At 61.1% G+C, this 26,750-nt stretch carries 24 protein-coding genes; 17 read left to right on the top strand and 7 right to left on the bottom strand.

Annotated features, from left to right (window positions below):
- Positions 1-82: 82 nt before the first annotated feature.
- Both AO692_RS09250 and AO692_RS09245 read left to right on the top strand, forming a co-directional pair.
- Complete coding sequence (locus AO692_RS09250; RefSeq protein WP_054309778.1) at positions 83-1,579, top strand: CoA-acylating methylmalonate-semialdehyde dehydrogenase; 1,497 nt, start codon at positions 83-85, stop codon at positions 1,577-1,579.
- A 286-nt stretch (positions 1,580-1,865) separates the two neighbouring features.
- Positions 1,866-2,183, top strand: coding sequence for a hypothetical protein (locus AO692_RS09245; protein WP_244483299.1), 318 nt, complete (start codon positions 1,866-1,868; stop codon positions 2,181-2,183).
- Positions 2,184-2,192: 9 nt separating this feature from the next.
- Here AO692_RS09245 and AO692_RS09240 read toward each other — a convergent pair whose 3' ends face one another.
- Positions 2,193-2,864: a GntR family transcriptional regulator gene (locus tag AO692_RS09240; RefSeq protein WP_054309839.1), complete on the bottom strand. Its 672-nt coding sequence runs from the start codon at positions 2,862-2,864 to the stop codon at positions 2,193-2,195.
- A 270-nt stretch (positions 2,865-3,134) separates the two neighbouring features.
- Between AO692_RS09240 and AO692_RS33925 the strand changes: the two genes are divergently transcribed.
- The 7 genes from AO692_RS33925 (at position 3,135) to AO692_RS09210 (ending at position 10,107) form a co-directional block, all read left to right on the top strand.
- On the top strand, positions 3,135-3,395 hold the full coding sequence (locus tag AO692_RS33925; protein ID WP_348271454.1) for a proline racemase family protein: 261 nt from the start codon (positions 3,135-3,137) through the stop codon (positions 3,393-3,395).
- Positions 3,396-3,698: 303 nt separating this feature from the next.
- Positions 3,699-4,601 (top strand): branched-chain amino acid ABC transporter permease, encoded by a 903-nt coding sequence (locus AO692_RS09235; RefSeq protein WP_054309777.1) that lies wholly within the window; start codon positions 3,699-3,701, stop codon positions 4,599-4,601.
- Between the two features lie 4 nt (positions 4,602-4,605).
- Positions 4,606-6,000: a high-affinity branched-chain amino acid ABC transporter permease LivM gene (livM, locus tag AO692_RS09230; RefSeq protein WP_054309776.1), complete on the top strand. Its 1,395-nt coding sequence runs from the start codon at positions 4,606-4,608 to the stop codon at positions 5,998-6,000.
- The gene (locus AO692_RS09225) at positions 6,000-7,754 is read left to right on the top strand and encodes an ATP-binding cassette domain-containing protein (protein ID WP_054309775.1); all 1,755 of its coding nucleotides are present in this window, start codon (positions 6,000-6,002) and stop codon (positions 7,752-7,754) included. Before livM ends, AO692_RS09225 begins: the two co-directional genes overlap by 1 nt.
- On the top strand, positions 7,754-8,482 hold the full coding sequence (locus AO692_RS09220) for an ABC transporter ATP-binding protein (RefSeq protein WP_054309774.1): 729 nt from the start codon (positions 7,754-7,756) through the stop codon (positions 8,480-8,482). The genes AO692_RS09225 and AO692_RS09220 overlap by 1 nt, the downstream gene beginning before the upstream one ends.
- 18 nt (positions 8,483-8,500) lie before the next feature.
- Entirely contained in the window at positions 8,501-8,848 is a 348-nt protein-coding gene (locus tag AO692_RS09215) for a DUF6867 family protein (RefSeq protein WP_054309773.1), read from the top strand.
- A gap of 137 nt (positions 8,849-8,985) precedes the next feature.
- Positions 8,986-10,107, top strand: a complete 1,122-nt coding sequence (locus AO692_RS09210; RefSeq protein WP_054309772.1) for a branched-chain amino acid ABC transporter substrate-binding protein — start codon at positions 8,986-8,988, stop codon at positions 10,105-10,107.
- Between the two features lie 4 nt (positions 10,108-10,111).
- Here AO692_RS09210 and AO692_RS32735 read toward each other — a convergent pair whose 3' ends face one another.
- Entirely contained in the window at positions 10,112-10,306 is a 195-nt protein-coding gene (locus AO692_RS32735; RefSeq protein WP_152979771.1) for a hypothetical protein, read from the bottom strand.
- Positions 10,307-10,395: 89 nt separating this feature from the next.
- Between AO692_RS32735 and pyc the strand changes: the two genes are divergently transcribed.
- The 3 genes from pyc to ftsZ all read left to right on the top strand — a co-directional run bounded on the left by pyc (position 10,396) and on the right by ftsZ (position 15,469).
- A complete protein-coding gene (gene pyc / locus AO692_RS09205) occupies positions 10,396-13,854 on the top strand; it encodes a pyruvate carboxylase (RefSeq protein WP_054309771.1) in 3,459 nt (1,152 codons plus the stop codon).
- 125 nt (positions 13,855-13,979) lie between these two features.
- Positions 13,980-14,240 carry a DUF2312 domain-containing protein gene (locus AO692_RS09200; RefSeq protein WP_054309770.1) on the top strand — a complete coding sequence of 87 codons (261 nt, stop codon included), beginning with the start codon at positions 13,980-13,982 and terminating at the stop codon, positions 14,238-14,240.
- 236 nt (positions 14,241-14,476) lie between these two features.
- Positions 14,477-15,469 (top strand): cell division protein FtsZ, encoded by a 993-nt coding sequence (gene ftsZ / locus AO692_RS09195; RefSeq protein WP_054309769.1) that lies wholly within the window; start codon positions 14,477-14,479, stop codon positions 15,467-15,469.
- Positions 15,470-15,583: 114 nt separating this feature from the next.
- On the opposite strand, the gene AO692_RS09190 is transcribed toward ftsZ, so the two are convergent.
- The 5 genes from AO692_RS09190 to AO692_RS09170 form a co-directional block, all read right to left on the bottom strand.
- Positions 15,584-16,504 (bottom strand): ABC transporter permease, encoded by a 921-nt coding sequence (locus AO692_RS09190; RefSeq protein ID WP_082407271.1) that lies wholly within the window; start codon positions 16,502-16,504, stop codon positions 15,584-15,586.
- A complete protein-coding gene (locus AO692_RS09185) occupies positions 16,504-17,571 on the bottom strand; it encodes an ABC transporter permease (protein WP_161808053.1) in 1,068 nt (355 codons plus the stop codon). The genes AO692_RS09190 and AO692_RS09185 overlap by 1 nt, the downstream gene beginning before the upstream one ends.
- On the bottom strand, positions 17,555-19,099 hold the full coding sequence (locus tag AO692_RS09180) for an ABC transporter ATP-binding protein (protein ID WP_054309767.1): 1,545 nt from the start codon (positions 19,097-19,099) through the stop codon (positions 17,555-17,557). The genes AO692_RS09185 and AO692_RS09180 overlap by 17 nt, the downstream gene beginning before the upstream one ends.
- 92 nt (positions 19,100-19,191) lie before the next feature.
- Positions 19,192-20,286: a BMP family ABC transporter substrate-binding protein gene (locus AO692_RS09175; RefSeq protein ID WP_054309766.1), complete on the bottom strand. Its 1,095-nt coding sequence runs from the start codon at positions 20,284-20,286 to the stop codon at positions 19,192-19,194.
- 44 nt (positions 20,287-20,330) lie between these two features.
- Positions 20,331-21,098 (bottom strand): GntR family transcriptional regulator, encoded by a 768-nt coding sequence (locus AO692_RS09170; RefSeq protein ID WP_054309765.1) that lies wholly within the window; start codon positions 21,096-21,098, stop codon positions 20,331-20,333.
- Positions 21,099-21,339: 241 nt separating this feature from the next.
- On the opposite strand from AO692_RS09170, the gene AO692_RS09165 reads away from it, so the two are divergent.
- The 5 genes from AO692_RS09165 to AO692_RS09145 form a co-directional block, all read left to right on the top strand.
- A complete protein-coding gene (locus tag AO692_RS09165; protein WP_054309764.1) occupies positions 21,340-22,206 on the top strand; it encodes an aromatic ring-hydroxylating dioxygenase subunit alpha in 867 nt (288 codons plus the stop codon).
- A 21-nt stretch (positions 22,207-22,227) separates the two neighbouring features.
- Complete coding sequence (locus AO692_RS09160; protein WP_054309763.1) at positions 22,228-23,133, top strand: aromatic ring-hydroxylating dioxygenase subunit alpha; 906 nt, start codon at positions 22,228-22,230, stop codon at positions 23,131-23,133.
- 35 nt (positions 23,134-23,168) lie between these two features.
- A complete protein-coding gene (locus AO692_RS09155) occupies positions 23,169-24,935 on the top strand; it encodes a Rieske 2Fe-2S domain-containing protein (RefSeq protein WP_054309762.1) in 1,767 nt (588 codons plus the stop codon).
- An 11-nt stretch (positions 24,936-24,946) separates the two neighbouring features.
- Positions 24,947-25,594, top strand: a complete 648-nt coding sequence (locus AO692_RS09150; protein WP_054309761.1) for a glutathione S-transferase — start codon at positions 24,947-24,949, stop codon at positions 25,592-25,594.
- 62 nt (positions 25,595-25,656) lie between these two features.
- A partial coding sequence (locus AO692_RS09145; RefSeq protein WP_054308570.1) for an S-(hydroxymethyl)glutathione dehydrogenase/class III alcohol dehydrogenase occupies positions 25,657-26,750 on the top strand: 1,094 nt, incomplete at its 3' end.

Genomic DNA, 26,750 nt, shown 5'->3' with positions numbered 1-26,750 from the left:
CACAACGGCTGCGATTTCCCTCGCGTTGCGTTCCCGTGCTTAAAGGCGGACAATGGCCTCATCAAAATCCAGGGAGAGAACCATGATCGACTACGGTCATTTCATCGGTGGCAAGCGCGTCGCCGGCACCAGCGGGCGCAAACAGGATGTGATGCAGCCGATGGACGGCTCGGTGCGCGGAACCGTGGCGCTGGCCTCGAAATCGGAACTTCGCGCGGCTGTCGAGAATGCGAAGGCAGCGCAGGTGAAATGGGCCGCGGTCAATCCGCAGCGCCGTGTGCGCGTGCTGATGAAGTTCCTGGAACTCGCCAACCGCGAATATGACGCGCTCGCCGACATTCTCGCCCGTGAGCACGGCAAGACTATCGCCGACGCCAAAGGCGATATCCAGCGTGGTCTGGAAGTGGTCGAGGTCTGCATCGGCGCCCCACACATGATGAAGGGCGAGTTCACCGACGGCGCCGGCCCCGGCATCGACGTTTATTCGATGCGCCAGCCGCTCGGCGTGGTCGCCGGCATCACTCCCTTCAACTTCCCGGCCATGATCCCGCTGTGGAAGATCGCGCCGGCGATCGCCTGCGGCAATGCCTTCATTTTGAAACCATCCGAGCGTGACCCGGGCGTGCCGCTGCGCATCGCGGAACTGTTCATCGAGGCAGGCCTGCCGGAAGGCGTCCTCAATGTCGTCAACGGCGACAAGGAAGTGGTCGACGCGATCCTCGACGACCCGGACATCAAGGCCATCGGCTTCGTCGGCTCGACGCCGATCGCGCAGTACATCTATTCGCGCGGCTGTGCCGCCGGAAAGCGGGTGCAGTGCTTCGGCGGCGCCAAGAACCACATGATCATCATGCCCGACGCCGACATGGACCAGACCGTCGACGCCCTGATCGGCGCAGGCTACGGTTCGGCCGGTGAGCGCTGCATGGCGATCTCGGTCGCGGTTCCTGTCGGCAACGACACCGCCAACCGGCTTATGGAAAAGCTGATCCCGCGCGTCGAGAGCCTGAAGGTCGGCCCGTCGACCGACTCCGCCGCCGATTTCGGCCCGGTCGTGACCAGCCAGGCGCTGGAACGCATCAAGGGTTATGTCGACCTCGGCGTGAAGGAAGGCGCCAAGCTCGTTGTCGATGGCCGTGGCTTCAAGATGCAGGGTTATGAGAACGGCTACTATATGGGCGGTTGCCTGTTCGACGAAGTGACGCCGGACATGACGATCTACAAGGAAGAGATTTTCGGCCCGGTGCTTTCGGTGGTGCGCGCCCCACGCTACGAGGATGCCATCAAGCTCGCCAACGACCACGAGATGGGCAATGGCGTCGCCATCTTCACCCGTGACGGGGATGCCGCGCGTGATTTCGCCAGCCGCGTGCAGGTCGGCATGGTCGGCGTGAACGTGCCGATCCCGGTTCCGATCGCCTATTATACATTCGGCGGCTGGAAGGCATCGTCCTTCGGCGATCTCAACCAGCACGGCCCGGATGCATTCCGCTTCTACACCAAGACCAAGACGGTCACTTCGCGCTGGCCGTCCGGCGTCAAGGACGGTGCGGAATTCGTCATCCCGACGATGAACTAGCCGTTGCTTAAACGTTGTGAACTGAAACGGGCGCCTCAGGCGCCCGTTTTCATATCTCGTCCGGCTCCCTGGCCACCTTCGCGATTGCGAGGTTCAGTCAGGACCGCTTGTTTTTGTCCGAACCACCACCATATCGATTCGTAGAGCCCCGCGATAAGCCGGGGCCGGACGGGAAACCAGAAGGAGCGACGCGATGAGGTCGCCGCGCCCAGCCTGGAGCGTACCGGTATATTGAGGCTGCCCATGTGCCTCCCTTTGCCGACACGCGAGGGCAAGGAGGTGCCAAATGGCACGCTATTTCACCTACCGCTCGATCAAGCTGAGTGCCATCAGCATGCTGATGGCGCTCATGCCGTTACAGGCTGAGGCGCAGGTCAGTTGCGGTGATCGCGACGTCATCGTCGCCAGGCTTGGCCAGCTCTTCCAGGAACACCGGATCGGCTACGGTCTTGTCGGACAGGCGGCGGTTGTCGAGATCTATGTTTCCGCAGCCGGTACCTGGACGGTGCTGATGACCGATGTCGGCGGCCAAACCTGCATCATGGGCGCCGGCGACAGCTGGGAGAACACGTTGATGGCTCACGCCAAGGAACGTGACAGCTGAGTGGATTTTTCAGCGCATCGCAGCGGCCTGGGCGTGCAGGCGCAACAGTGCCATCAGCCGATCGGCTTCCGCGGCCGCTGCATCTTCATCGCGTTCCAGAATCGCGCGGATCAGTGTGACGTGGTTCCCGGCTACTTCGGCGAGCCCTGTGCCGCTTTGGAAGCGAAACCAGAAACGCCGGCTGTGGGTCTGTAGCGGTGCGACGAGCCGGGCGGCGAATTGATTGTCGGCGGCGAGCGCCATTGCCTCATCGAGCGATTTGTCCGCTTCGAGGTATCCGATGATGTCATTGGTTATGACGGCATCATGGATTGCGAGTGCCGTGGCCTGCAGGCGACCGGCGACTTCCTGGGTAGAGAAGCGGGCGGCCGAGCGAGCGAGAATGATTTCGATGCCGCGACGCGCGTCGAGCACCCTCAGCCAGTCACCGGCGTGGAGGGGAGCGATTTCGAGGCCGGCACGCGGGCGGACCGTGACGAGCCCTTCCCAGGCGAGCCGCTGAACCGCTTCCCGGACAGGAGTGCGACCGAGCGACAATTTTTCGATCAGGGCCCTTTCGGTGGTCACACTGCCGGGAGCGAGTTCGAGCGTGACGATCAATTTTTCGAGCGCGCGATATGCTTTGGCACTGACCGATTCAGCGCTTTCGCCGCGTTCCGTTTCAAGCTCTGCTGTGTTCAAGGCCGCTTCGTCCGATTGATATATTTTTGATATATCAGCCAGAAAAGCCAATTGACAGAAGGAATTCATAAAAGATATATCAGTGATATATCAGGTTGAGAGGCTTTGTGTGGATCGTAACTTTCGCCTGGGAGTCTGGCCGTGCGCCGGCGCGCCCGAATGAAAGACACGGCTTCCTGCACCCGGGGAATCCGGGCATCGGCAAGCTGAGCCGCACATACTCTTTGGACGAGCGCTCAAACTGTCCGGGGTGCATGCGCGCTCCTTGCGGTGCCGCAATCTCGGCCGGCATGGCGCAGTTCACCGCGAAAGAGGGCGACGATTTCATGCACGAACCAGTCATCGGCTCGCTGTTCGGTGCGGGCGGCGGAGAAAGCTGTTTCGGTGGCTGGCAAGCCTGCTATCGTGCCTTCAACAAGGGGCTGGGCACGCATGAGGGGACTGGATACGATCTTCATCGACGACCGCGATCCGTTCGCTCACGGTTTCATCGTCAACCAAGGGATCCAAAATGTGTTTGTCGACGAATAAGGAGAAAAAGTGACAGGTCGAAAACGCGCAAGAATTCGTCTTTTCAACCGATCTTGATGACTGAATCTTCGAAAACGGGTGCAAACTAATTCGGAATCGTCAAAGACATTGCTTTGTGCCAATGATACGGTCCGCCATAGTCCACGAACCGGGCAACGATAATAAGGCAGTCGCGAGGCGTGCTGGAGACACGCGCCAGACGATAAAAAAGGCCGTTGCAATCCAGGTTTGAGACCTTACGACTAGGGGAAATACGAGAGAGACGCACCAGGGCAGGTGACGTTTCAGGGGAGCCTCGGGAATATGCAATATTTCGTTCAGCAGCTTGTGAACGGGCTGACGCTCGGGTCCATCTATGGACTGATCGCGATCGGCTACACGATGGTCTACGGCATCATCGGCATGATCAACTTCGCCCATGGCGACATCTTCATGGTCGGAGCGTTCACTGCGTTGATCGTCTTCCTGATCCTGGCCGCGGCCTTCGGCTCCGTGCCGGTCGTCGTCGCCCTCCTGGTGATGATGATCGTGGCGATGCTGCTTACCAGCCTCTACAACTGGACGATCGAAAAAGTCGCCTATCGTCCTCTGCGTGGCTCCTTCCGTCTCGCTCCGCTGATCACTGCCATCGGCATGTCGATCGCCCTGTCCAATTTCGTGCAGGTCACACAGGGCCCGCGCAACAAGCCGATCCCGCCGATGGTCAGCCAGGTCTATAACATTGGCGGCATTTCCGTTTCGCTGAAGCAGATCATCATCGTGGCGGTCACGGCGGTATTGCTCGCGGTGTTCTGGTATCTGGTCAACAGGACGGCGCTTGGCCGCGCCCAGCGCGCCTGCGAGCAGGATCGCAAGATGGCCGCGCTGCTTGGCATCGATGTCGACCGTACCATCTCCATCACCTTCATCATGGGCGCAGCGCTTGCTGCAGTCGCCGGCACGCTGTTCCTGATGTATTACGGCGTCGTTTCTTTCTCGGACGGCTTCGTGCCCGGCGTGAAGGCCTTCACCGCGGCGGTTCTCGGCGGCATCGGCTCGCTGCCGGGTGCGGTACTGGGTGGTCTGCTGATCGGTTTCATCGAGAGCATGTGGTCGGCCTATTTCTCCATCGACTACAAGGACGTTGCCGCCTTCTCGATCCTGGCGATCGTGCTGATCTTCCTGCCTTCCGGCATCCTCGGCCGGCCAGAAGTCGAAAAGGTCTGAGCTCATGGCCGTCACCGTTTCCAACAACACGGGCGAGACCGTCGCCAATCCGATGGCTCGCGCCTTCCGCGAGGCGATCTATGCCGGCCTGGTCGCGTTAGGGCTGTTCGTCCTGTTCATCGGCTTGAGGACAGACCAGAACATTCGCAACGAACTGGTGCTGATCCAGCGCTGGGGATTGCTGGCGACTGTGGTGATCATCACTGCCGTCGGAAGGTTCCTCTATGTGGCCTTCGCCATACCGGCGATCGAACGCGCCAAGGCGGAAAAAGCCAGCGCGCCTGCCGCGGTGGCCGAACCAGGGTTCATTCGCCGCAATTTCAACTCGCTCGGCATTGCCGTGCTGGTGCTCTATCCCATCGTGGTGGTGTCGCTGGTCGGTTTCCAGAGTTCGCTGAAATGGGTCGACAATTTCGGCATCCAGATCCTGATCTATGTGATGTTGGCCTGGGGCCTGAACATCGTCGTCGGTCTGGCAGGTCTGCTCGACCTCGGCTATGTCGCATTCTACGCGGTGGGCGCTTATGCCTACGCGCTGCTCGGTACGCATTACGGCCTGTCCTTCTGGATCCTGTTACCGGCCGCCGGCATCATGGCCGCGTTCTGGGGTGTACTGCTCGGCTTCCCGGTGCTGCGCCTGCGCGGTGACTATCTTGCGATCGTCACGCTTGCTTTCGGTGAGATCATCCGCCTGGTGCTGATCAACTGGCGCGAGGTCACCAACGGCGCCGCTGGTATCTCCGGCATTCCCAAGGTTTCGTTCTTCGGCCTGATGTCGTTCAACGTGTCGGATCCGAATTACATCTCCAAGGTGTTGGGCATCGCCCAGTCGGGCGCCTACTACAAGATCTTCCTCTACTATCTGGCGTTGGCTCTGGCGCTGCTGACCGCCTTCGTCACCATCCGGTTGCGCCGCATGCCTGTGGGGCGAGCCTGGGAGGCACTGCGCGAGGACGAGATCGCCTGTCGTTCGCTCGGCATCAACACCACCACCACCAAGCTCACCGCTTTTGCCACCGGCGCGATGTTCGGCGGCTTCGCCGGCTCCTTCTTCGCGGCACGACAAGGTTTCGTGTCGCCGGAATCCTTCGTCTTCATCGAATCGGCAATCATCCTGGCGATCGTGGTGCTGGGTGGCATGGGCTCGCTCGGCGGTATCGCGGTCGCCGCGGTGGTGATGATCGGCGGCACCGAAATCCTGCGCGAGCTGGACTTCCTGAAGGTCGTGTTCGGACCGGACTTCACGCCCGAACTCTACCGCATGCTCCTCTTCGGCATGGCCATGGTCATTGTCATGTTGTGGAAGCCTCGCGGCTTCGTCGGCAGTCGAGAACCGACTGCGTTCCTCAGGGAACGAAAAGCGGTTTCAAGTTCCTTCACCAAGGAAGGACACGGCTGATGGATGCGAGTGCTCCCATGAACAAGACGCTTCTTCAGGTCGAGCACCTGTCGATGAAATTCGGCGGCCTTGTCGCCATCGGTGACCTGTCCTTCGAGGTCAGGCGCGGCGAGATCACCGCACTGATCGGTCCGAACGGCGCCGGCAAGACGACGGTGTTCAACTGCATCACTGGTTTCTACAAGCCGACCGAGGGCATGATCCGCTTCACCGGCCAGGGTGGTTCGGAATTCCTTCTGGAGCGGATGCCAGACTTCCAGATCACCGCGAAGGCAAAGGTCGCCAGAACCTTCCAGAACATCCGCCTGTTCTCGGGCATGACCGTGCTCGAAAACCTGCTCGTCGCCCAGCACAACAAGCTGATGCAGGCTTCGGGCTACACGATTGTCGGCCTGCTCGGCCTCGGCAGCTACCGCCGGGTGTCGGGCGAATCGGTGGAGCTTGCCAAGCACTGGCTGGAAAAGGCCGATCTCATCGATCGCGCCGACGATCCGGCCGGCGATCTGCCCTATGGCGCACAACGCCGGCTGGAAATCGCGCGTGCCATGTGCACGGGCCCCGAACTGCTCTGCCTCGACGAGCCTGCCGCCGGTCTCAATCCGAAGGAATCGCTGGCGCTCAATGATCTGCTGATCGACATCAAGAACAGCACCGGCACCTCGATTTTGCTCATCGAGCACGACATGTCAGTGGTGATGCAGATCTCCGATCATATCGTCGTGCTGGAATATGGCCGCAAGATCTCCGACGGCGATCCGGCTTTTGTGCGCTCCGATCCCAAGGTGATTGCCGCCTATCTCGGCGTCGATGACGAAGAGGTCGAGACCGTACTCACCGATGTCGGTGACGAAAACATCATCGAGCAGCTCGAAGCTCATCCGGATGTCGCGCATGGACCGAGCACCTCGGCATCGATGCTGGCGGGGCCGATAAGCGATACCATCGACCATGTCGAAGGCGAGCGGGTTACCGTTGCCAAGGGCGCGTCGAAGGCGGCCCTGGTGGAGGCGCGGACAAATGCCGCCTCGGCAACCCCTGCCGGATTGGTCGGCGGCAAGGCGTCCAGAGGCAAAGCGGCGAAGACTGCAAGCGGCGCAAAAGCGGGTGGTTCGGCAGCCAAGGCAGGCAGTGCGACCAAAGCGAAAGCCCCCCAGTCTTCGGGAAGTGTGGCGCCGAGTGTTCAATCCACGGCAAGGAAGCCGGTCGCGAAGACGGCCCCCGCCAAGGCTGCCAGCAAAGCCGTACAGGTAAAACCGGCAACCAAGGCCGCCCCTGCGAAGGCCGTGCCGGCGAAAGCAGAAGCAAAGACCGCTTCCGCGAAGCCCGCAGCGCCCGCAAAAGCGGCGGAAGCGCCTGCGGCAAGAACAGCGAAGGCCAAGGTGCCTGCAGCCAAGCCGGCTGCTGCTGCGAAACCGTCAGCCGGGATTTCCAACCGTCTTTCCGCGCCGCGTGGCGGCAAGGCCGACAACCTGACCCGCATCAAGGGCATCGGCTCGGTCAACGAAAAGAAGCTGAACGGCCACGGCATCTATCATTTCGACCAGATCGCCAGCTGGAAGAAGGCCGATGTCGTTGCGGCCGAAGCCTATCTCGCCTTTGACGGGCGCATCGCCCGCGAAGACTGGATCGGCCAGGCGAAGCTGCTTGCCAAGGGCAAGGACACGGAATTCTCGCGTCGGGTCGACGCGGGCGATGTACCAACCAGCCATGCGTCGGCAAAGTCCGCGGCGGCCAAGCGCGGAGGGCGTAAATAATGGCCGGTGCACCGCTGCTCGATATCAAGGGCGTCCACACCTATTACGGCAACATCCGGGCGTTGAACGGCGTCAATGTCAGCGTCAACGAGGGCGAGATCGTCGCCTTGATCGGTGCCAACGGCGCCGGCAAGTCGACGCTGATGATGACTGTCTTCGGCGCGCCGCGGGCGCGTACGGGAACGATCACTTTCGCGGGCACCGACATCACGCAGATGCCGACGCATGAAATCGCCAGGCTGCGCATCGCCCAGTCGCCGGAAGGGCGTCGCATCTTCCCGCGTATGACGGTGATGGAAAACCTGCAGATGGGGGCCAGTCTCGACAACCTCAAATACTACAACGAGGATGTCGAGAAGGTCTTCACCCTGTTCCCGCGCCTCAAGGAGCGCATCAGCCAGCGTGGCGGCACGCTTTCTGGCGGCGAGCAGCAGATGCTGTCGATCGGGCGTGCGCTGATGGCGCGGCCGAAACTGCTTTTGCTGGACGAGCCGTCGCTTGGTCTTGCGCCGCTGATCGTCAAGCAGATCTTCGACGCCATTCGCGAGCTCAATCGCACGCAGGGACTGACAGTGTTCCTGGTCGAGCAGAACGCCTTCGGCGCGTTGAAGCTCGCCACGCGCGGCTATGTCATGGTGAACGGCAACGTCACCATGAGCGGCACCGGCAAAGACCTGCTTGCCAATCCGGAAGTCCGCGCCGCCTATCTCGAAGGCGGGCATCACTGAACCCAGGGGGTCTTCATCATGCAAGGCATCATCTATGAAGAAGCCTCGATCTGGCAGTTCTTCTTCGTCACCTGCCTGTTGGGCGGATGGGCTGCCTGGATGACAGGCAGGGCCTGTGCGCAGACATGGCGCACGCGGCCGATGCTGTTCGTCTACATCCTGGGCTTGGGGCTCGGCGTGCGGTTCATCCATCACGCCCTTTTCGAAGGCACGATGTTCACGCTGCAGTACTACATCGTCGATACGATCGTTCTGATGGTGCTGGCTTTTCTCGGCTACCAGTATACGCGGACGAACCAAATGGTAACGCAGTATAGCTGGCTATATGAAAAGGTTTCACCGCTCAGCTGGAAGGCGAAAGCCTGATGTTTTTGACTCACGCCGCTTCGACCAAGAATCGGCGTGACAAGGCCTCAAAATGAGGCAAAGTACGTTTTCTGCGATTGGGGTGGGCATCGCGTGAAGACTCTATCCTCGCCCGCCCGGTAAATGGGAGCGTTTCAATGAAAAAATCACTTTTGTCCGCCGTGGCCCTGACCGCGCTGGTTGCGTTCAGCGGCAACGCGTGGGCTGACCTTCAGGTTGCCGTTGGTGCCCCGATCACTGGCCCCAATGCTGCCTTCGGCGCGCAGTTGCAGAAGGGCGCCGAAATGGCCATCGCCGAGATCAATGCGGCCGGCGGCATCAATGGCGAGCAGGTCAAGCTGTCGGTCGGCGACGACGTGTCCGATCCGAAGCAGGGTATTTCGGTTGCCAACAAATTCGTCGCCGACGGTGTCAAGTTCGTGGTCGGCCACTTCAACTCGGGCGTGTCGATCCCTGCCTCGGAAGTCTATGCCGAGAACGGCATCGTCGAAGTGACGCCGGCCGCAACCAACCCGGTCTTCACCGAACGCGGCCTGTGGAACGTGTTCCGCACCTGCGGCCGTGACGACCAGCAGGGCGGCATTGCCGGTGCCTACATCGCCAAGAACTTCAAGGATGCCAAGATCGCGGTCATCCATGACAAGACCCCTTACGGCCAGGGCCTCGCTGACGAGACCAAGAAGGCGATGAATGCCGCTGGCGTCAAGGAAGTCATGTATGAAGGCGTCAACGTCGGCGACAAGGACTTCTCTGCCCTGATCGCCAAGATGAAGGAAGCTGGCGTCACCCTGATCTATTGGGGCGGCCTGCACACCGAGGCTGGTCTGATCATTCGCCAGTCGACCGACCAGGGCCTGAAAGCGCCATTGATGTCGGGCGACGGCATCGTCTCGAACGAACTTGCTTCGATCGCCGGCGATGCAGTGGCAGGCACGCTGAACACGTTCGGCGCCGATCCACGTCTCAATCCGGACAACAACGATCTGGTCGCGAAGTTCCGCGCCCAGGGCTTCGAGCCCGAAGCCTACACGCTGTATTCCTACGCAGCGGTGCAGGTGATCGCTCAGGCTGCCGCCGCCGCCAAGTCGAACGATCCCCAGGAAGTCGCCAAGGCGATGCACGAGAAGGGACCGTTCAAGACTGTTCTGGGCGAACTCGCCTATGACGAAAAGGGCGACCCCAAGCTTCCGGGCTATGTCATGTACATCTGGAAGAAGGGTGATGACGGCAAGTACACCTACGTGCCGAAGGTCGACTGATCTTTTATTCAGTTCCTGATGGAATGCCCGGCGCAACGCGCCGGGCATTTTCTTTTGCCGGATGCGTTTTATTGAGAAAACGGCTCGGTCGGCAGCCTTTTACGAAGGCAATTGTTTGCGTTTCTTGACCTGCATGACGCAACGGAATTTCTGCGCCTTTCCCGTTTCCCGACGTCTGCGCTGCCTGATCCGTATTCATTTCCGAAGGGTGCTTATTTTAGTTGCACTGCAGCATTTTCCCGCTAATCATGCGCCCGCCTTTCTTCCCTAGAGCGCTGGAGCAATCACTTGGCAATCACGAAGATCCTTGTCGCCAACCGTTCCGAGATCGCTATCCGCGTCTTCCGCGCGGCCAACGAACTGGGGCTCAAAACGGTGGCGATCTGGGCGGAAGAGGACAAGTACTCGCTGCATCGCTTCAAGGCCGACGAAAGCTATCAGGTCGGCCGCGGCCCGTGGCTTGCCAAGGACATGGGACCGATCGAAGCCTATCTTTCGATCGACGAGGTGATCCGCGTCGCCAAGCTCTCGGGCGCCGATGCCATCCATCCGGGTTACGGCCTTTTGTCGGAAAGCCCGGAATTCGCCGAAGCCTGCGTTGCAAACGGCATCACCTTCATCGGCCCGAAGCCGGAGACCATGCGCCGGCTCGGCAACAAGGTGGCGGCGCGCAACCTCGCCATCGAAGTCGGCGTTCCTGTCGTGCCGGCCACTGATCCGCTGCCAGACGATGCCGGGGACATCAAGAAACTGGCCAAGGCGATCGGCTATCCGGTCATGCTCAAGGCTTCGTGGGGCGGCGGCGGGCGCGGCATGCGCGCGATCCGCAGCGAAGCCGACCTCATCCGCGAGGTCACCGAAGGCAAGCGCGAGGCCAAGGCGGCTTTCGGCAAGGATGAGGTCTATCTCGAGAAGCTGGTCGAGCGGGCCCGCCATGTCGAGGTTCAGATACTCGGCGACACGCATGGCAACGCCGTGCATCTGTTCGAGCGTGACTGTTCGATCCAGCGCCGCAATCAGAAGGTCGTCGAGCGCGCACCGGCCCCCTATCTCAGCAATGAGCTGCGCCAGGAACTCTGCGGCTATGCGCTGAAGATCGCCAACGAGACCAGCTATATCGGCGCCGGCACCGTCGAATTTCTGCAGGACGCCGATACCGGCAAATTCTACTTCATCGAGGTCAATCCCCGTATCCAGGTGGAGCACACCGTCACCGAGCAGGTGACCGGCATCGATATCGTCAAGGCACAGATCCATATCCTCGACGGCTTCGCCATCGGCGCGCCGGAATCGGGTGTGCCGGCGCAGAAGGACATCCGGCTGAACGGCCATGCCCTGCAGTGCCGCATCACCACCGAAGATCCGGAGCAGAATTTCATTCCCGACTACGGCCGCATCACCGCCTATCGCGGTGCCACCGGCTTCGGCATCCGCCTCGATGGCGGCACGGCCTATTCGGGTGCGGTCATCACTCGCTACTACGATCCGCTGCTCGAGAAGGTGACGGCCTGGGCACCGACGCCCGATGAAGCAATTTCGCGCATGAACCGTGCGTTGCGCGAGTTCCGTATTCGCGGCGTGGCGACCAATCTCACCTTCCTCGAAGCGATCATCAATCACCCGAGCTTCGCCGACAATTCCTACACGACGAAGTTCATCGACTCGACGCCGGAACTGTTCGCGCAGGTCAAGCGCCAGGACCGTGCCACCAAGCTGCTCAACTATCTGGCCGACGTCAGCGTCAACGGGCACCCCGAGACGCGGGGGCGGCCGAAGCCCAATCCGGATGCAGCAGCACCGATCATCCCGTGGTTCACCGCGCCGATCCCTGACGGCACCAAGCAAAAACTCGATCAGCTTGGTCCGGAAGAATTCGCCAAGTGGATGCGCGCGCAAAAGCAGGTGCTGGTCACCGACACCACCATGCGCGACGGCCATCAGTCGCTGCTGGCGACACGTGTGCGCACACATGACATTGCCCGCATCGCAGGTACCTATGCGCGTGCCTTACCACAGCTTCTGTCGCTTGAATGCTGGGGCGGTGCCACCTTCGACGTCGCCATGCGCTTCCTGACCGAGGACCCGTGGGAACGGTTGTCGCTGGTGCGCGAAAGGGCGCCGAACATCCTCCTGCAGATGCTGCTGCGCGGCGCCAACGGCGTCGGCTACACCAATTATCCCGACAATGTTGTGCAGCATTTCGTCAAGCAGGCTGCAGACGGCGGCGTCGATCTGTTCCGCGTCTTCGACTGCCTGAACTGGGTCGAGAACATGCGTGTCGCCATGGATGCGGTCGGCGCCGAGGGCAAGCTGATCGAAGCGGCGATGTGCTACACCGGCGACATCCTCGATCCGAACAGGGCCAAATACAGCCTGACCTACTATGTCGGATTGGCCAAGGAACTGGAAGCCGCCGGCGCCCACATCATCGCCGTCAAGGACATGGCCGGCCTGCTCAAGCCGGCAGCCGCACGCGTTCTGTTCAAGGCGCTGCGCGAGGCAACCGACCTGCCGATCCATTTCCATACGCATGACACCTCCGGCCTGTCGGCCGCGACCGTGCTGGCGGCGGTGGAAAGCGGGGTCGATGCCATCGATGCGGCCATGGATGCCTTCTCCGGCAACACCTCGCAACCTTGTCTCGGTTCTGTCGTCGAGGCGTTGAAGGGTACTGATCGCGATCCAGGCCTCGACCCGAAATGGATCCGCAAGATCTCGTTCTACTGGGAAGCGGTGCGCAACCAGTATGCCGCCTTCGAAAGCGATCTCAAGGGGCCGGCGTCGGAAGTCTATCTGCACGAAATGCCCGGCGGGCAGTTCACCAACCTCAAGGAGCAGGCCCGCTCGCTCGGACTGGAAACACGCTGGCACGAGGTGGCGCAGGCCTATCACGACGTCAATCTGATGTTCGGCGATATCGTCAAGGTGACGCCATCCTCCAAGGTCGTTGGCGACATGGCGCTGATGATGGTCAGCCAGGACCTGACGGTGACCGATGTCGAGAACCCGGGTAAGGATATCGCCTTCCCGGATTCCGTCGTTTCGATGCTGCGTGGTGATCTCGGCCAGTCGCCGGGCGGCTGGCCGGAGGCTCTGCAGAAGAAGGCGCTGAAGGGCGACAAGCCGGTCACGGTGCGCCCCGGCTCGCTTCTCAAGCCGGCGGACCTGAAGAAGAACCGCAAGGAGATCGAGGAAAAGCTCGGCCGCAAGCTGCCCGAGAACGAATTCGCCTCGTGGCTGATGTATCCGAAGGTGTTCTCCGATTTCGCCGCCGCGCAGGAAACCTATGGTCCGGTCAGCGTGCTGCCGACGCCGACCTATTTCTACGGCATGAAGCCGGAGGACGAGGTTTTCGTCGACATCGAAAAGGGTAAGACGCTGGTCATCCGTTGCCTTGCCGTCGGTGACACCGACGAAAAGGGCATGGTCACCGTCTTCTTCGAGCTCAACGGCCAGCCGCGCCGCGTCAAGGTGCCGGACCGGGCGCATGGCGCCTCAAACGGCAAGGCAAGGCTGAAGGCCGAGGCGGGTAACGACGCGCATCTCGGCGCGCCCATGCCCGGCGTCGTATCGGGCGTGTCGGTTTCCGCCGGACAGAGCGTCAAGGCTGGCGACGTGCTTCTGTCCATCGAGGCGATGAAGATGGAAACGGCACTGCATGCCGAGCGCGACGGCGTCATTGCCGAGGTGCTGGTGAAGGCGGGCGATCAGATCGACGCCAAGGATCTCCTGGTGGTGTTCGGCTGACGCAACATCAAGACATTGCTGACAATCAGGCCTTGACCTGCCAGGTCCGGTCGGGCATCGAACCGGCCGGAAAACCGGTTGCCGCTTGCCCGAGTCGTGGCCGCTGAAGAAGAATGGAGACCATTATGGCCGACGAAATCACCGAGACCAGCCAGACTGTTGCCGCCGGCCAGTTGCGGGCGCTCATCGAGCGCATCGAGCGTCTCGAGGAAGAAAAGAAGACGATCGCTGATGACATCAAGGATGTCTACGCGGAAGCCAAAGGCACCGGCTTCGACACCAAGGCTATCCGTGCCATCGTGCGCCTGCGCAAGCAGGACCAGGCAGAGCGCCAGGAGGCGGAATCGATCCTCGACCTCTACAAGGCCGCGCTCGGCATGGTGTGATCCGCCTTTAACCGTTACGATATCTGGGCACCTTTCGGGTCCCACGTCGCCCCGCAGGCTCACCGCCTTGCGGGGCTTTCTTTGCAGAAATTGGTGACCCTCGTCCCCTCAACCGTCCAAGGCTTGCGAGGCGGGGCTCGGTCTGTTTCCCTGCTTGAGGCGGGTGTTGTTCCGATTCGTGGCTCGTGCCCCAAAGTCTCGGACCGACAAGGCGAACATTTGGAAGGAAGACAGCAATGAACGCCAGGCCGGGAATCACCGAGATGAAACCCAGGATCACCGTGGTCGGGGTGGGCGGCGGCGGCGGCAATGCCGTCAACAACATGATCGCCACCGGATTGCAGGGCGCGGAGTTCCTGGTCGCCAACACGGATGCGCAGGCGCTTGCCATGTCAAAGGCACCGCGGTTGATCCAGTTGGGGGCGGCCATTACCGAAGGGCTGGGGGCGGGTTCGGTGCCGGAAGTCGGTGACGCAGCGGCGCAAGAGTCGATCAGCGAGATCATGGATCACCTGGCGGGAACACATATGTGCTTCGTGACCGCAGGTATGGGAGGCGGAACGGGAACGGGTGCTGCCCCCGTCATCGCACATGCGGCACGGCAGGCCGGCATCCTGACGGTTGCCGTCGTCACCAAGCCGTTTGCCTTCGAAGGAAAGCGCCGCATGGCGGCGGCGGAGGAAGGCATCGAGCGACTTCGCGAATGCGCCGACACGGTAATCGTCATCCCGAACCAGAACCTCTTCAGGATTGCCGATGCCAGGACGACCTTCGAGGATGCTTTCGTCATGGCCGATCGCGTCCTTTATGCCGGCGTCGGTTGCATCACCGACCTCATCATGAAGGAAGGGCTGATCAATCTCGATTTCGCCGATGTGCGCGCGGTGATGCGCGGTATGGGCCGGGCAATGATGGGTACGGGCGAGGCTTCAGGCGAGGGGCGGGCAAAGGCGGCGGCCGAAGCGGCAATCGCGAACCCGCTTCTCGACGAGGCATCGATGGGGGGTGCAAGAGGCGTGCTGGTGTCGATCTCCGGCGGGCCAGACATGACGTTGTTCGAGGTCGATGAGGCAGCAACCCGTATCCGTGAGGAAGTCGATGCCGATGCCGACATCATAGTCGGCGCCATATTCGATCAGGCGCTGGAAGGAAAGTTCAGGGTATCCGTCGTCGCAACAGGCCTGCGGCAGAAGGCGCAGGTACTCGAATTCGAGCAGAGAACGGCTTGAAAACCGGCTTTCCGGCAGGTCTTCAGATAGAACGGCAAGGCTCTACGTCCGGGGGACGGCTACAGTGCTCACGAGCGCGCTGCTCTGGAGCAGAGCGCAGCGTCCTCCATTCGGTCACGTGGCAGGCCTAAACGGCTTGGCCAGAGATGCCGGGAAGTGCAGCGAGAGTGTCTGGCGGTTCTGCGATATGATGACCAGCACAATGATCGTTGCCAGATAAGGCAAGGCGGAAAGCAGTTCCGATGGAACGGCCAGGCCCAGCGCCTGCCCCTGCAGTTGCAGAATGGTCATTCCACCGAACAGCCAGGCTCCGAGCAAGATGCGCAGAGGCCGCCAGGTGGCAAAGACCACCAGCGCAAGTGAAATCCAGCCTTTGCCGGCGGTCATGTTCTCCACCCACAGCGGTGTATATGCCACCGACAGATAGGCGCCGGCGAGACCGGCCATCAGCCCGCCAAAGAGCACCGCGAGATAGCGGATGCGGATCACTGGATAGCCGATTGCATGGGACGTCTCGGGTGACTCGCCGATCGTGCGAAGGATCAGTCCGCTTTTCGTCCGGTACAGGAACCAGCTGATGACGAAGAACATCAGGATGGCGAAATAGACCATCGGGTCGAAGCGAAAGAACATCGGTCCGATAACAGGAATGTCGGACAATAGCGGGATGTGGATGCGCTTGAGTGCGTCGATTGGCGCCGAGCCGAAGCCGCGTCCGAGGAAAGCCGAGACACCCGATCCGAAGATGGCAAGCGCGAGTCCCGCGGCATACTGATTGGTCAAAAACGTGAGTGCCAGCACGCCAAACAACAGCGAGGCGGCCGCGCCGGCGAGCGCGCCTGCGAGAATCGCAACCGGCATGGGCAGCCCGGCGATAACAGCCCAGAAAGCGGCGGCTGCTCCCACCAGCATCATTCCTTCGATGCCGAGGTTGAGCACGCCGGATTTCTCGACGACGAGCTCGCCGAGCGCTGCAAAAATCAGCGGCGTGGCGGCTATGGCCGTGCCGGTGAAGATGGCGATGAAAAGATCCATCAGGCGTGCTCCGGGACGCGGCGAAACCGGTAGAAGATGAAGAAATCGGTGGCCAGCAGGAAGAACAGAAGAATACCCTGGAAGATGCGGGTCAGCGACGACGACAAACCAAGGTTCATCTGCACAGTCTCGCCACCAAGGAACAGGAGCGACATCAGCAACCCGCCGAGGACGATACCGAAGGCGTTCAGCCGGCCGATGAAAGCGACAATGATGGCGGCGAAACCATAGCCCGGCGAGATCTGGGGTGAGAGTTGTCCGAGTGGTCCGGCAACTTCGGCCATGCCTGCAATGCCCGCGGCAGCGCCGCCCGCGAGCAGGCCGGTCCACACCGCCGAGGATTCGCGGAAGCCCGCGTAGCGGGCCGCATGCGGGGCCGCACCGCTGACCTTCATCTTGTAGCCGAGGAAACTGCGGTCGGTGAAAAGCCACATCAGCACGACCGCGACGACGGTGATGAACACCGACGAGTTGACACGGTAGGCATAGTCAAAGGGTTCGAACATGGCTGCCGCCGGCAGCAGCGCCGTCTGCGGGTAGTTGAAGCCTGCTGGGTCGCGCCATGGTCCATGCACGAGCCACGAGAGAAAGAGCGTGGCGATGTAGGTCATCATCAAGGTGACCAGGATTTCGTTCGTGTTCAGCCTGGCGCGGAGAAATGCCGGAATCGCAGCCCAGGCCATGCCCGCAGCGGCGCCTGCGACAAACATCAACGGCAGCAGGATCGGGCTTTCGGGATTGGGGTAGAACAGCCCGACGCCGCAAGCTGCGATAGCGCCGATGATCAACTGGCCCTCTGCACCTATGTTCCAGACATTGGCGCGGAAGCCCACGGCCAAGCCACAAGCGATCAGGATCAGCGGCGACGCTTTCAGCAACAGTTCCGACAAACCGTTCAAAGAACTGATTGGGGTGATGAAGAAAGCCTGCAAGGTGGATACCGGATCATAACCCAGACCGGCAAACATCGCCGAACCCACAGCGATCGTAAGTGCTGTGGCGATTATTGGAGCGGCTATGCGCATGGAAGCGGACGGCTCGGGCCGCTGTTCAATTCTGTACAGCAACTTCGCTTCTCTCCTCGATATCATTGCCGCGGTCGGCCCCTGTCATGAGGAGGCCAACTTCTTCACGGTTGGTTTTTGTTCTGATGAGCGGTGGCGAGACCTGGCCCTGACAGATGACGAGCAGCCGGTCGCAGATCTCAAACAGCTCGTCGAGTTCCTCCGAGACCACCAGCACGGCGGAACCTGCGCGGCTCAGATCCAGGATGTTCTGCCGGATGAAGGCTGCCGCACCCACGTCAACGCCCCACGTTGGTTGGGAGACGAGGAACAGCTTCGGTTTCAGCGCGATCTCGCGGCCGACGATGAATTTTTGAAGATTGCCGCCGGACAGGCTCTGGGCACTTGAGGAGGGGCCGTTGGCCTTGACCTTGAAGCGTTCAATGATGTCTCGCGCAAAGCCGGCCGCCTTGCCGCGATCGACCATACCGTGCCGCACCAGCCCGCCGCGGCGATTGGCGGTCAAAACCGCATTTTCCCACAATGTGTGGGGCGGCACCGCACCTCGACCGAGACGCTCCTCCGGTACAAACGCCATGCCGAGCCCGCGCCGCTCGCTGGCGTTGAGATGGCCAGCCGCCTTGCCGTCGATGCGCACTACGGATGCATCGGCGTGTCGGCGCTCGCCGCTGAGCAGTGCGATCAGATCCGCCTGGCCGTTGCCGGAGACGCCGGCCAATCCAACAATCTCACCACCATGGACCTCAAACGAAACATTCTTCAGCGCGACTCCATATTTGTCGCGGGCCGGCGATGTGAGGCCCCGCACTTCGAGCACGGGCCTGGCGCTCGGCACCGAGGGGACCACACGCATTTCAGGCAGTTTCGAGCCAACCATCATACGGGCGAGTTCCAGCGACGTCGTTTCCTTGGGCTTCGCCGAGCCCGTCACCTTTCCGTTTCGCAGCACGGTGGCGGAGTCGCATAGCTCCTGCACTTCATCGAGCTTGTGGCTGATGTAGACGATCGAACAGCCCTCGGCGGCGAGTTGACGCAAGGTTTCGAACAATTTCCCAACCGCTTGCGGTGCCAGCACCGATGTCGGCTCGTCGAGGATCAGGAGCTTTGGGGCCTGCAACAGGCAGCGCACGATCTCGACACGCTGGCGCTCACCGACCGACAGGTCGAGCACGCGGCGATGAGGATCGATCGGCATTCCATATCGGTTCGAGAGGTGGGTGATCTGGCGGGCAAGCGTCTTGAGATCGAAGGTGCTCGAGACGGACAGCGCGATGTTCTCGACCACCGTGACGGATTCAAACAGCGCAAAGTGCTGGTAAACCATCTCGATGCCCAGCGCCCGCGAACTCGCCGGATTGTGCGCTTCTATCCGCTTGCCGTCGCACCAGATTTCGCCGGAGTCGGCCTGGGCCACGCCATAGATGATTTTCATCAAGGTGGACTTGCCGGCACCGTTTTCGCCGAGCACGGCATGGATTTTCCCTGGCATGATCGACATCGAGATGTCGTCATTTGCAACGATGCCGGGGTAGCTCTTGGTGATGTTGCGCAATTCAAGGCGCGGGATCATAGCCGGTCCTGCCATTGGGGTTGGACGGAAGAGCACAGTCATACCTACCGGCGCATCTGCTTTCCGGCAGGTATGATCTGAAAGGGAGACGGTCAGCCGAGCTTGCCGATCATTCCTTTGACGAACCAGTTCATGCTGCGGATGTCCTTGTCTTCCAGCACCGAGCCGGCGGCGACCTTCACGTTGCCGTCCTGATCCTTCAGCTCGCCCGCATAGGGGTGCACCTTGCCGGAACCCACGTCCGTCTCGAGTTGCTTGAGCTTGGCAACGACGTCGGCAGGAATCCCCTCATTGTAAGGCGCCATCTTGACGATACCGGCAGCCAGACCATCCCAGCGCGCCTCGGGTTTCCAATTGCCCTCGGCAACGCCTTTGGCTGCCCGCAAATAGTCGGCCGACCAATCGAGCGTGAAAGCGGTCAGTTGCTTGCCGGAACCGAACTTCGCCATGTCGCTTGCGTAGCCGATCGACCAGGCGCCGCCTTCGCCAGCCACCTGCACGCCAGTGGCGGTATCAGTCATCGAGCAGATGACGTCACAGCCCTGTGACAGCAGCGTGTTGGCCGCTTCCTTTTCCTTGCCCGGATCGAACCAGGAATTGAGGAAGATGGCATTGCAGGTGATGTCCGGCTTGACGCTCTGGGCACCAAGCAGCAAGGCGTTCGCCGGACCGACGATGTCGGGAATCGGGAAGCCGCCGATGAAGCCGATCTTGTTCGACTTGCTCATATGCGCGCCGGACGCGCCGGCCACATAGGAACCCTCGTAATACTTCGCCTCGAAAGTGCCTAGGTTGGCGAGATGAACGATGCCGGAGCAATGTTCGAAGGCGGTTTTCGGGAACCGTGGCGCGACCTTCTGCATCGGCGTGCCATGCGAAAAGGACGTACCGAAGATCAGTTGGTTGCCCGAGGCCGCCAATTCGCGGAACACGCGTTCCGCGTCCTGCGGCATGAAGATATTGTCGATGACGGTGATGGCGGCCTTGTCGCCGAATTCCTGTTTGATGGCCTCGACACCAAGGCTGTGTTGCTTGGTCCAGCCGATTTCGGCGACCGGGGAAACGTAGACGACACCGATCTTGAGCGGGTCCTGGGCACGCGCGGCGCCGGATATGCCGCCAGTGGTCAGCGCAGCTCCCGCCGCGCCCGTATACTGCAAGAATTTTCGTCTGCTGAGATTGAGCATTATGGTGTAACCCTCTGTTGGTTTGCCCGGCTTGTCCGCCGGTTCTATTCGTCGGCGTGAACGTGGGCGTGTGCCCGCGTTTTGCTCTCCTTTTTCTCTTTCCTTGGCGCGGGCTTCGGTTGTTCGCCCGCCTTCGTGTTCAGGTAAGGTTCGAGCGCCTCGCGGGGGGTCAGTTCAGGGAAGACCTGTCTGTCCATGATGTAGCCGCGCACGACACTCCTGTGATGCGCGTCGATCAATTCCATGGCTTGCTTCAGCCGTCCTTTCTCGAGCAGCTCGATCACCCGCGCATGGTCGTCGAGCAGGTTGCAGTAGTCGAAATCGGCGGTGATGAGCGATCTGAGCAGAGTGGTGCGCCGCACGAGCTGGGCATGGATTTCCTGCATCACCTTGTTGCGGCTGAGACGCACGAATACGGTGTGGAACTCCTGCCCCAGCACGTCGGCCAGCGCGTCATTGCCGACTGCGACCGCCTGACGCTGACGCTCGACATGCTGGCGCAATTCCGCCCAGCCGGCAGGGCCGAGGCGGTCGCTGAGCTGCGCTGCAACGCCCTGTTCCACCAGGGTCAGGGCGTCGTAGATTTCCATTGCGTCCTGCATGCTCGGGTGAGCGACGAAGGCGCCCCGGTTGCGTTCGATCTGAGCGAGGCCGTCGTCGGCGAGACGTATGAGGGATTGGCGAATGACGATACGGCTGACGTCGAAAATCTCGGAAAGCTCACGCTCGCCAAGTTTGCAGCCCGGGACAAGCCGGTGATCGAGGATCGCCCGGGTCAATGTGTCAGCAATCGCCTGCGAGCGGCTGCTCATGACAACTTCCTCCCCCGTCAGTGCCTTTGGCTTGCTGACGGTCAGCTCTCGTGTTCGCGAGGCCGACGGCGCCGCATATCCCGAGTTACGAATTCCATATCGGTATTCAATCAAGTTTCCCTGTCAACCAAAATTCTTGGATTGATATGCAGATTCTTATTGATTGATATCCAATCCTGTGTTTCCAATTATGTCATAACAGAGCTAGGTTCATGGGGAAGTGCTAGCCAGGGAGGGTGCCATGAGCAAAGCAGCCCTTTGTAGCGACAGAGTTCTTCTTAACGATTGGCATGTGGTGGCGGACCTGACGAATCTGTCGTCGGATGAGCCATTCCACACCCGGCTTCTCGGAGCCGACCTCACCATTCACAGCCGGGGACGCTACGACAAGGAAGTGGTCCGCAACGATACCGGCACATTGGTCAAATCGACCAAGCGTTACGGATTTCTTTGGGCTTGTCTGGGCAAGCCCGAGCGCGACATCGTCTTCGTACCGGAGGCTGAAGAGGGGGATCGACATCTCGTCACCGGCGGCTCCATCGCGGTTCGGGTCTCGGGTCTGCGGGCTGTCGAGAATTTCCTCGACATGGGGCATTTTCCCTTCGTTCACACAGGCTGGCTTGGTGATGAGCCGCATACGGAAGTCGCGCCCTACAAGGTCGAATTGACGGCTGCCGACGAACTGGTTGCGACCGAATGCCAGTTCTATCAGCCGGTTGCCTCGCCGACGGCCAAGGAAGGTTTCATCGTAGACTATGTCTACAAGGTGATTCGGCCCTATACGGTGGCGCTCTACAAGAGCAATCCGGTGCAGAAGCATCGCCTGGATGTCATCACCCTGTTCGTGCAGCCGGTCGACGAGGACAATTGCGTCGCTCATCCCTTCCTCTGCTATCTCAAGGAGGGCATCGACGAGGCCGGGATCCGCAGCTTCATGCAGCTGATCTTCGCCCAGGACAAGCCGATCCTCGAAAACCAGGTTCCAAAACGGCTGCCACTCGATCCGCGGGCAGAAACGCCGATCCGTGCCGACGCCGTTGCCGTACTCTATCGGCGTTGGCTGCGCGACAAATCAGTTACCTATGGCGCGATACCGGCGCGGATGTGAGCTTCGATGAGGGATTCTTTCATGGCCAAAACGCGATGCACGGACCAGGTGATCCTCAACCTATGGCACCCGCTGGCTGCGTTGTCGGAGGTGAAGCCAAACGTGGTTGTCGATACCATATTGCTCGAGGAACGCCTCAGTTATGCCGTCGATGGAAAGGGCAATGCCGCCGTCTGGCGCGATCGCGCGGATCTCATCGAGGGGAGCACGGTGGACGTCGCGACCGTTGCCGACCAACTGCCGGTCAAGCATGCCTATGGCTATATCTGGACTTCGCTCGGCGATCCACAGGCAGATTTGTTCCCGATTCCGGAGTTCGACGAAGCAGATCGCCGCAGGCTCAATGCCGCGACAATTGGTGTGAATGTGTCGGCACCGCGGGCAATCGAGAACTTTCTCGACATGGGGCATTTTCCCTATGTCCATACCGACATTCTGGGTGCGGAGCCGCACACGGAGGTGAAGGAGTACGATGTCGAGATTTCGGTCGACCGCGACGAAATCCTCGCCACGCGTTGCCGGTTCTTTCAACCGATGGCAGCGGCGACGGCCTCGGGCGGCGCCGACGTCGACTACGTCTATCGGGTGCCGCACCCGTTTTGCTCGGTGCTCTACAAATCCAGCCCGCTGGACGAGAGCAGGCGTGATGTGATCGCGGTGTTTCTGCAGCCCATCGACCAGGAACATGTGCGCGCGCACATGATGTTGTGCCTGCTTGATGAAGACAATGAGGACAAGGTCATCAAGCGCTTCCAGCAGACGATCTTCGGCCAGGACAAGCCGATCCTGGAGAACCAGTTCCCGAAGCGGCTGCCGCTCGATCCGCGCGCTGAAACTCCCATTCGTGCCGACAAGTCGGCCATCGCCTATCGCCGCTGGCTCAGTCAGAAGGGTGTGACCTACGGGGTCATCCCTGCCGCCACCTGAGCGTGAGCCGCGCAAGACCATTTCTGGAGACAACAATGCTCGATACCGCCAAGACCAGATGGCATCCCATTGCCGCGTCCTACGATCTGCCTTTTCGCCATGTCTTCCACGGCCAGCTCCTTGGCCGCGAATTCGCCGTCTGGCGTGCCGACGACGGCTATATCAACGTTTGGGAAAACCGTTGTCTGCACCGTGGCGTTCGCCTGTCCATCGGCATCAACGACGGTCGTGAACTGAAGTGCCAGTATCATGGCTGGCGTTACTCGAACCGCACGGCAGGCTGCACCTACATTCCTGCTCATCCAGCCGATGCACCTGCCCGCACCATTACCAATCGGACCTTCGCGGCAGTGGAGCGCTATGGCCTGGTCTGGTCGGCCGAGGAACCGCAAGGAGAGGTACCGGAGTTGCCGGGCTTTGCCGAAGGTGAGTTGCTCACCTTGCGCGGCATTGCGGTCAACGCGCCGGCTGACGCGGTTGCGGCCAGGCTCCGGAGCTATCGCTTCCAGCCGACCGGCCAGATCGATGGCAGCGATGCCAAGGTCACCGTCGAGGCGGCAAACGATTTTTCCGTAGCGCTTCGCGCTGTCGAGGGCAGCTCGACAACGCTCGCCGTGTTCTTCGTCCAGCCGGTTGACTCCAATCGCTCGGTGATCCGGGGCGTGCTCGAGGGTAGGGCTGAGGGTGCCGTTCGGATGGCTGTCCTGCACCATCACAACGACCGGCTGTCGAAGTTGCGCGACGTCGTCGAGCGCGAGGCGGTGGCGAGGCCGGCACCCGCGCCGCTTGAGCCAGTTATCGAGCGCGTTTCCCCTGAACTTGCCGAGATGCCGGAAGAGACCAAGCATGGCCGCAAGGCGACGATCCGTGTCGAGGTGGCAAGGAAATGGCAGGCGGCGGACGGCATTGCCGGCTTCGAACTGCGTCCTATCAGAGGGCTGTTGCCGACATTCCAGCCTGGTGCCCACATCGACGTCCACATGCCGAACGGACTGATCCGGCAATACTCGATCACGAACGGTCCCGGTGAGAGCGAGAGCTACGTCATCGGGGTGAAGCTCGAGAAGGAGTCCAAGGGCGGTTCAATCTGCATGCACGAAACGCTGCGCCAGGGAGACGTGCTGGCGATCTCGGAGCCGCGCAACAATTTCCCTCTGCGGCGAGACGCGGTGAAGACGATCTTTATCGCCGGCGGCATCGGTATCACGCCGCTGATCGCCATGGCGCAGGCGCTTCACAACCAGAATCTCGCCTTCGACCTTCACTATTTCGCGCAGAACGAAGCACAGCTGGCGTTCCCTGAAAAGACATCGGGTCTGGGTGGGGCGCTCAAGCCGCATCTTGGCCTGACACCGGAGGCGACCGGTGCCAAGCTGCGTGAGATCCTGGCAAACTATCAGCCTGGCAGGCATCTCTATCTGTGCGGACCCGGGCCGATGCTTGAAGCGGCGCGCAACGTTGCCACTGAGGCCGGCTGGCCGGAAGCGGCCGTGCACTTCGAGTACTTCAAGAACACCAACAAGATCGATGATAGCTCGAGCTTCGAGGTCGCCTTGGCGCGCTCCTGCGTCACGCTCAAAGTGCCCGCCGGCCGCACCATCCTCGATGTTATGCGCGAAGCTGGTGTCGACATGCCGTCTTCCTGCGAGCAAGGGGCCTGCGGTACCTGCCTGGCAACCGTCATCGAAGGCGAGCCGGATCATCAGGATGTTTATCTCAACGACGCCGAGCGCAAGTCCGGCACCAAGATCATGACCTGCGTCTCACGCGCCAAATCGGCGCGGCTCGTTCTCGATCTATAGGAAGCAAGCCGATGATCACGCTCTACGATTACGAACTGTCGGGCAATTGCTACAAACTCAGGCTGCTGATGAGCATGCTGGGTGTCGACTACAAGACCGTACCGATCGACTTCTATCCCGGCCGCGAACACAAGTCGGAATGGTTCCTCAAGATCAATCCGCTTGGCCAGTTGCCGGTAATCGATGACGACGGTCTGGTGCTGCGCGATGCTCAGGCGATCCTGGTCTATCTCGCGTCGAAATATGACCCGTCTGGTACCTGGTATCCGCGCGACGAGGCGGCTTTGCTTGGCGAGATCAGTCAGTGGCTTGCCTTCGCCGATGGTATCACCGGCACGGCCTCGGCAGCGCGACTGCACGACGCGCTGTTCTATGACTTCGATGTCGAGGCCGCGCGCGTCGGTGCTCACCGCTTGTTCCGCATTCTCGACGAACACCTGTGGTTCGGCGAACAGGAGGGACGGATCTGGCTCTGTTCGGCTGCGCATCCGACCATCGCCGACATTGCCTGCTTTCCCTACATCATGCTCTCGGAAGAGGGCGGCATACCGAGGCAGGACTATCCGGCAATCCGCCGCTGGTGCGATCGCGTCAAACGCCTGAAGGGCTTCATGGTCATGTCCGGCGTGTTCCCGGCCGGACCGGCCAAGGCGGCATAAACAACCAGGCAATTTGGCCAGGCTGCGGTCCAGCCTGCGAAACATTTTTGGAGTAGGACGATATGAAAACCCGCGCCGCAGTAGCTGTTGGAGCCGGCAAGCCGCTTGAGATCCTGGAAGTTGATCTCGAGGGCCCGCGCGAGGGCGAGGTGCTGGTTGAGGTGAAGGCGACCGGCATCTGCCACACCGACGAGTTCACGCTGTCGGGCGCCGATCCGGAAGGCATCTTCCCGGCGATCCTCGGCCATGAAGGTGCCGGCGTCGTCGTCGATGTCGGCAAGGGGGTGACCAGCCTGAAGAAGGGCGACCATGTCATCCCGCTCTATACGCCCGAATGCCGCTCGTGCCCGTCATGCCTGTCGCGCAAGACCAACCTGTGCACGGCGATCCGCGCCACCCAGGGCCAGGGCCTGATGCCGGACGGCAGCTCGCGCTTCTCGATCGGTGGGGAAAAGATCTTCCACTATATGGGCTGCTCGACCTTCTCGAATTTCACGGTGCTGCCCGAGATCGCGCTGGCCAAGGTCAACCCGGACGCACCGTTCGACAAGATCTGCTACATCGGCTGCGGCGTCACCACCGGCATCGGCGCCGTCATCAACACCGCCAAGGTGGAGGAGGGCGCGACCGCTGTGGTGTTCGGGCTCGGCGGCATTGGCCTGAACGTCATCCAGGGGCTGAGGCTTGCCGGTGCCGACATGATCATCGGTGTCGATCTCAACAACGACAAGAAGGCCTGGGGCGAGCGCTTCGGCATGACGCATTTCGTCAACCCGAAGGAGGTCGATGGCGACATCGTGCCTTACCTGGTCAACCTGACCAAGCGTGGCGCCGACCAGATCGGCGGTGCCGACTACACCTTCGACTGCACGGGCAACACCAAGGTGATGCGCCAGGCGCTGGAGGCGGCGCATCGCGGCTGGGGCAAGTCGATCGTCATCGGTGTTGCCGGTGCCGGCCAGGAGATCTCGACGCGCCCGTTCCAACTGGTGACGGGCCGTACCTGGATGGGCACGGCGTTCGGCGGCGCGCGCGGCCGCACCGATGTGCCGAAGATCGTCGACTGGTACATGGACGGCAAGATCGAGATCGATCCGATGATCACCCACACGCTGAAGCTCGACGAGATCAACAAGGGCTTCGATCTCATGCATGA

The sequence above is a fragment of the Mesorhizobium sp. 1M-11 genome (assembly GCF_001303895.1).
Classification (GTDB): domain Bacteria; phylum Pseudomonadota; class Alphaproteobacteria; order Rhizobiales; family Rhizobiaceae; genus Mesorhizobium.
Note: the sequence above shows the minus strand (reverse complement) of the source record. Positions and strands in the feature narration are given on the sequence as shown.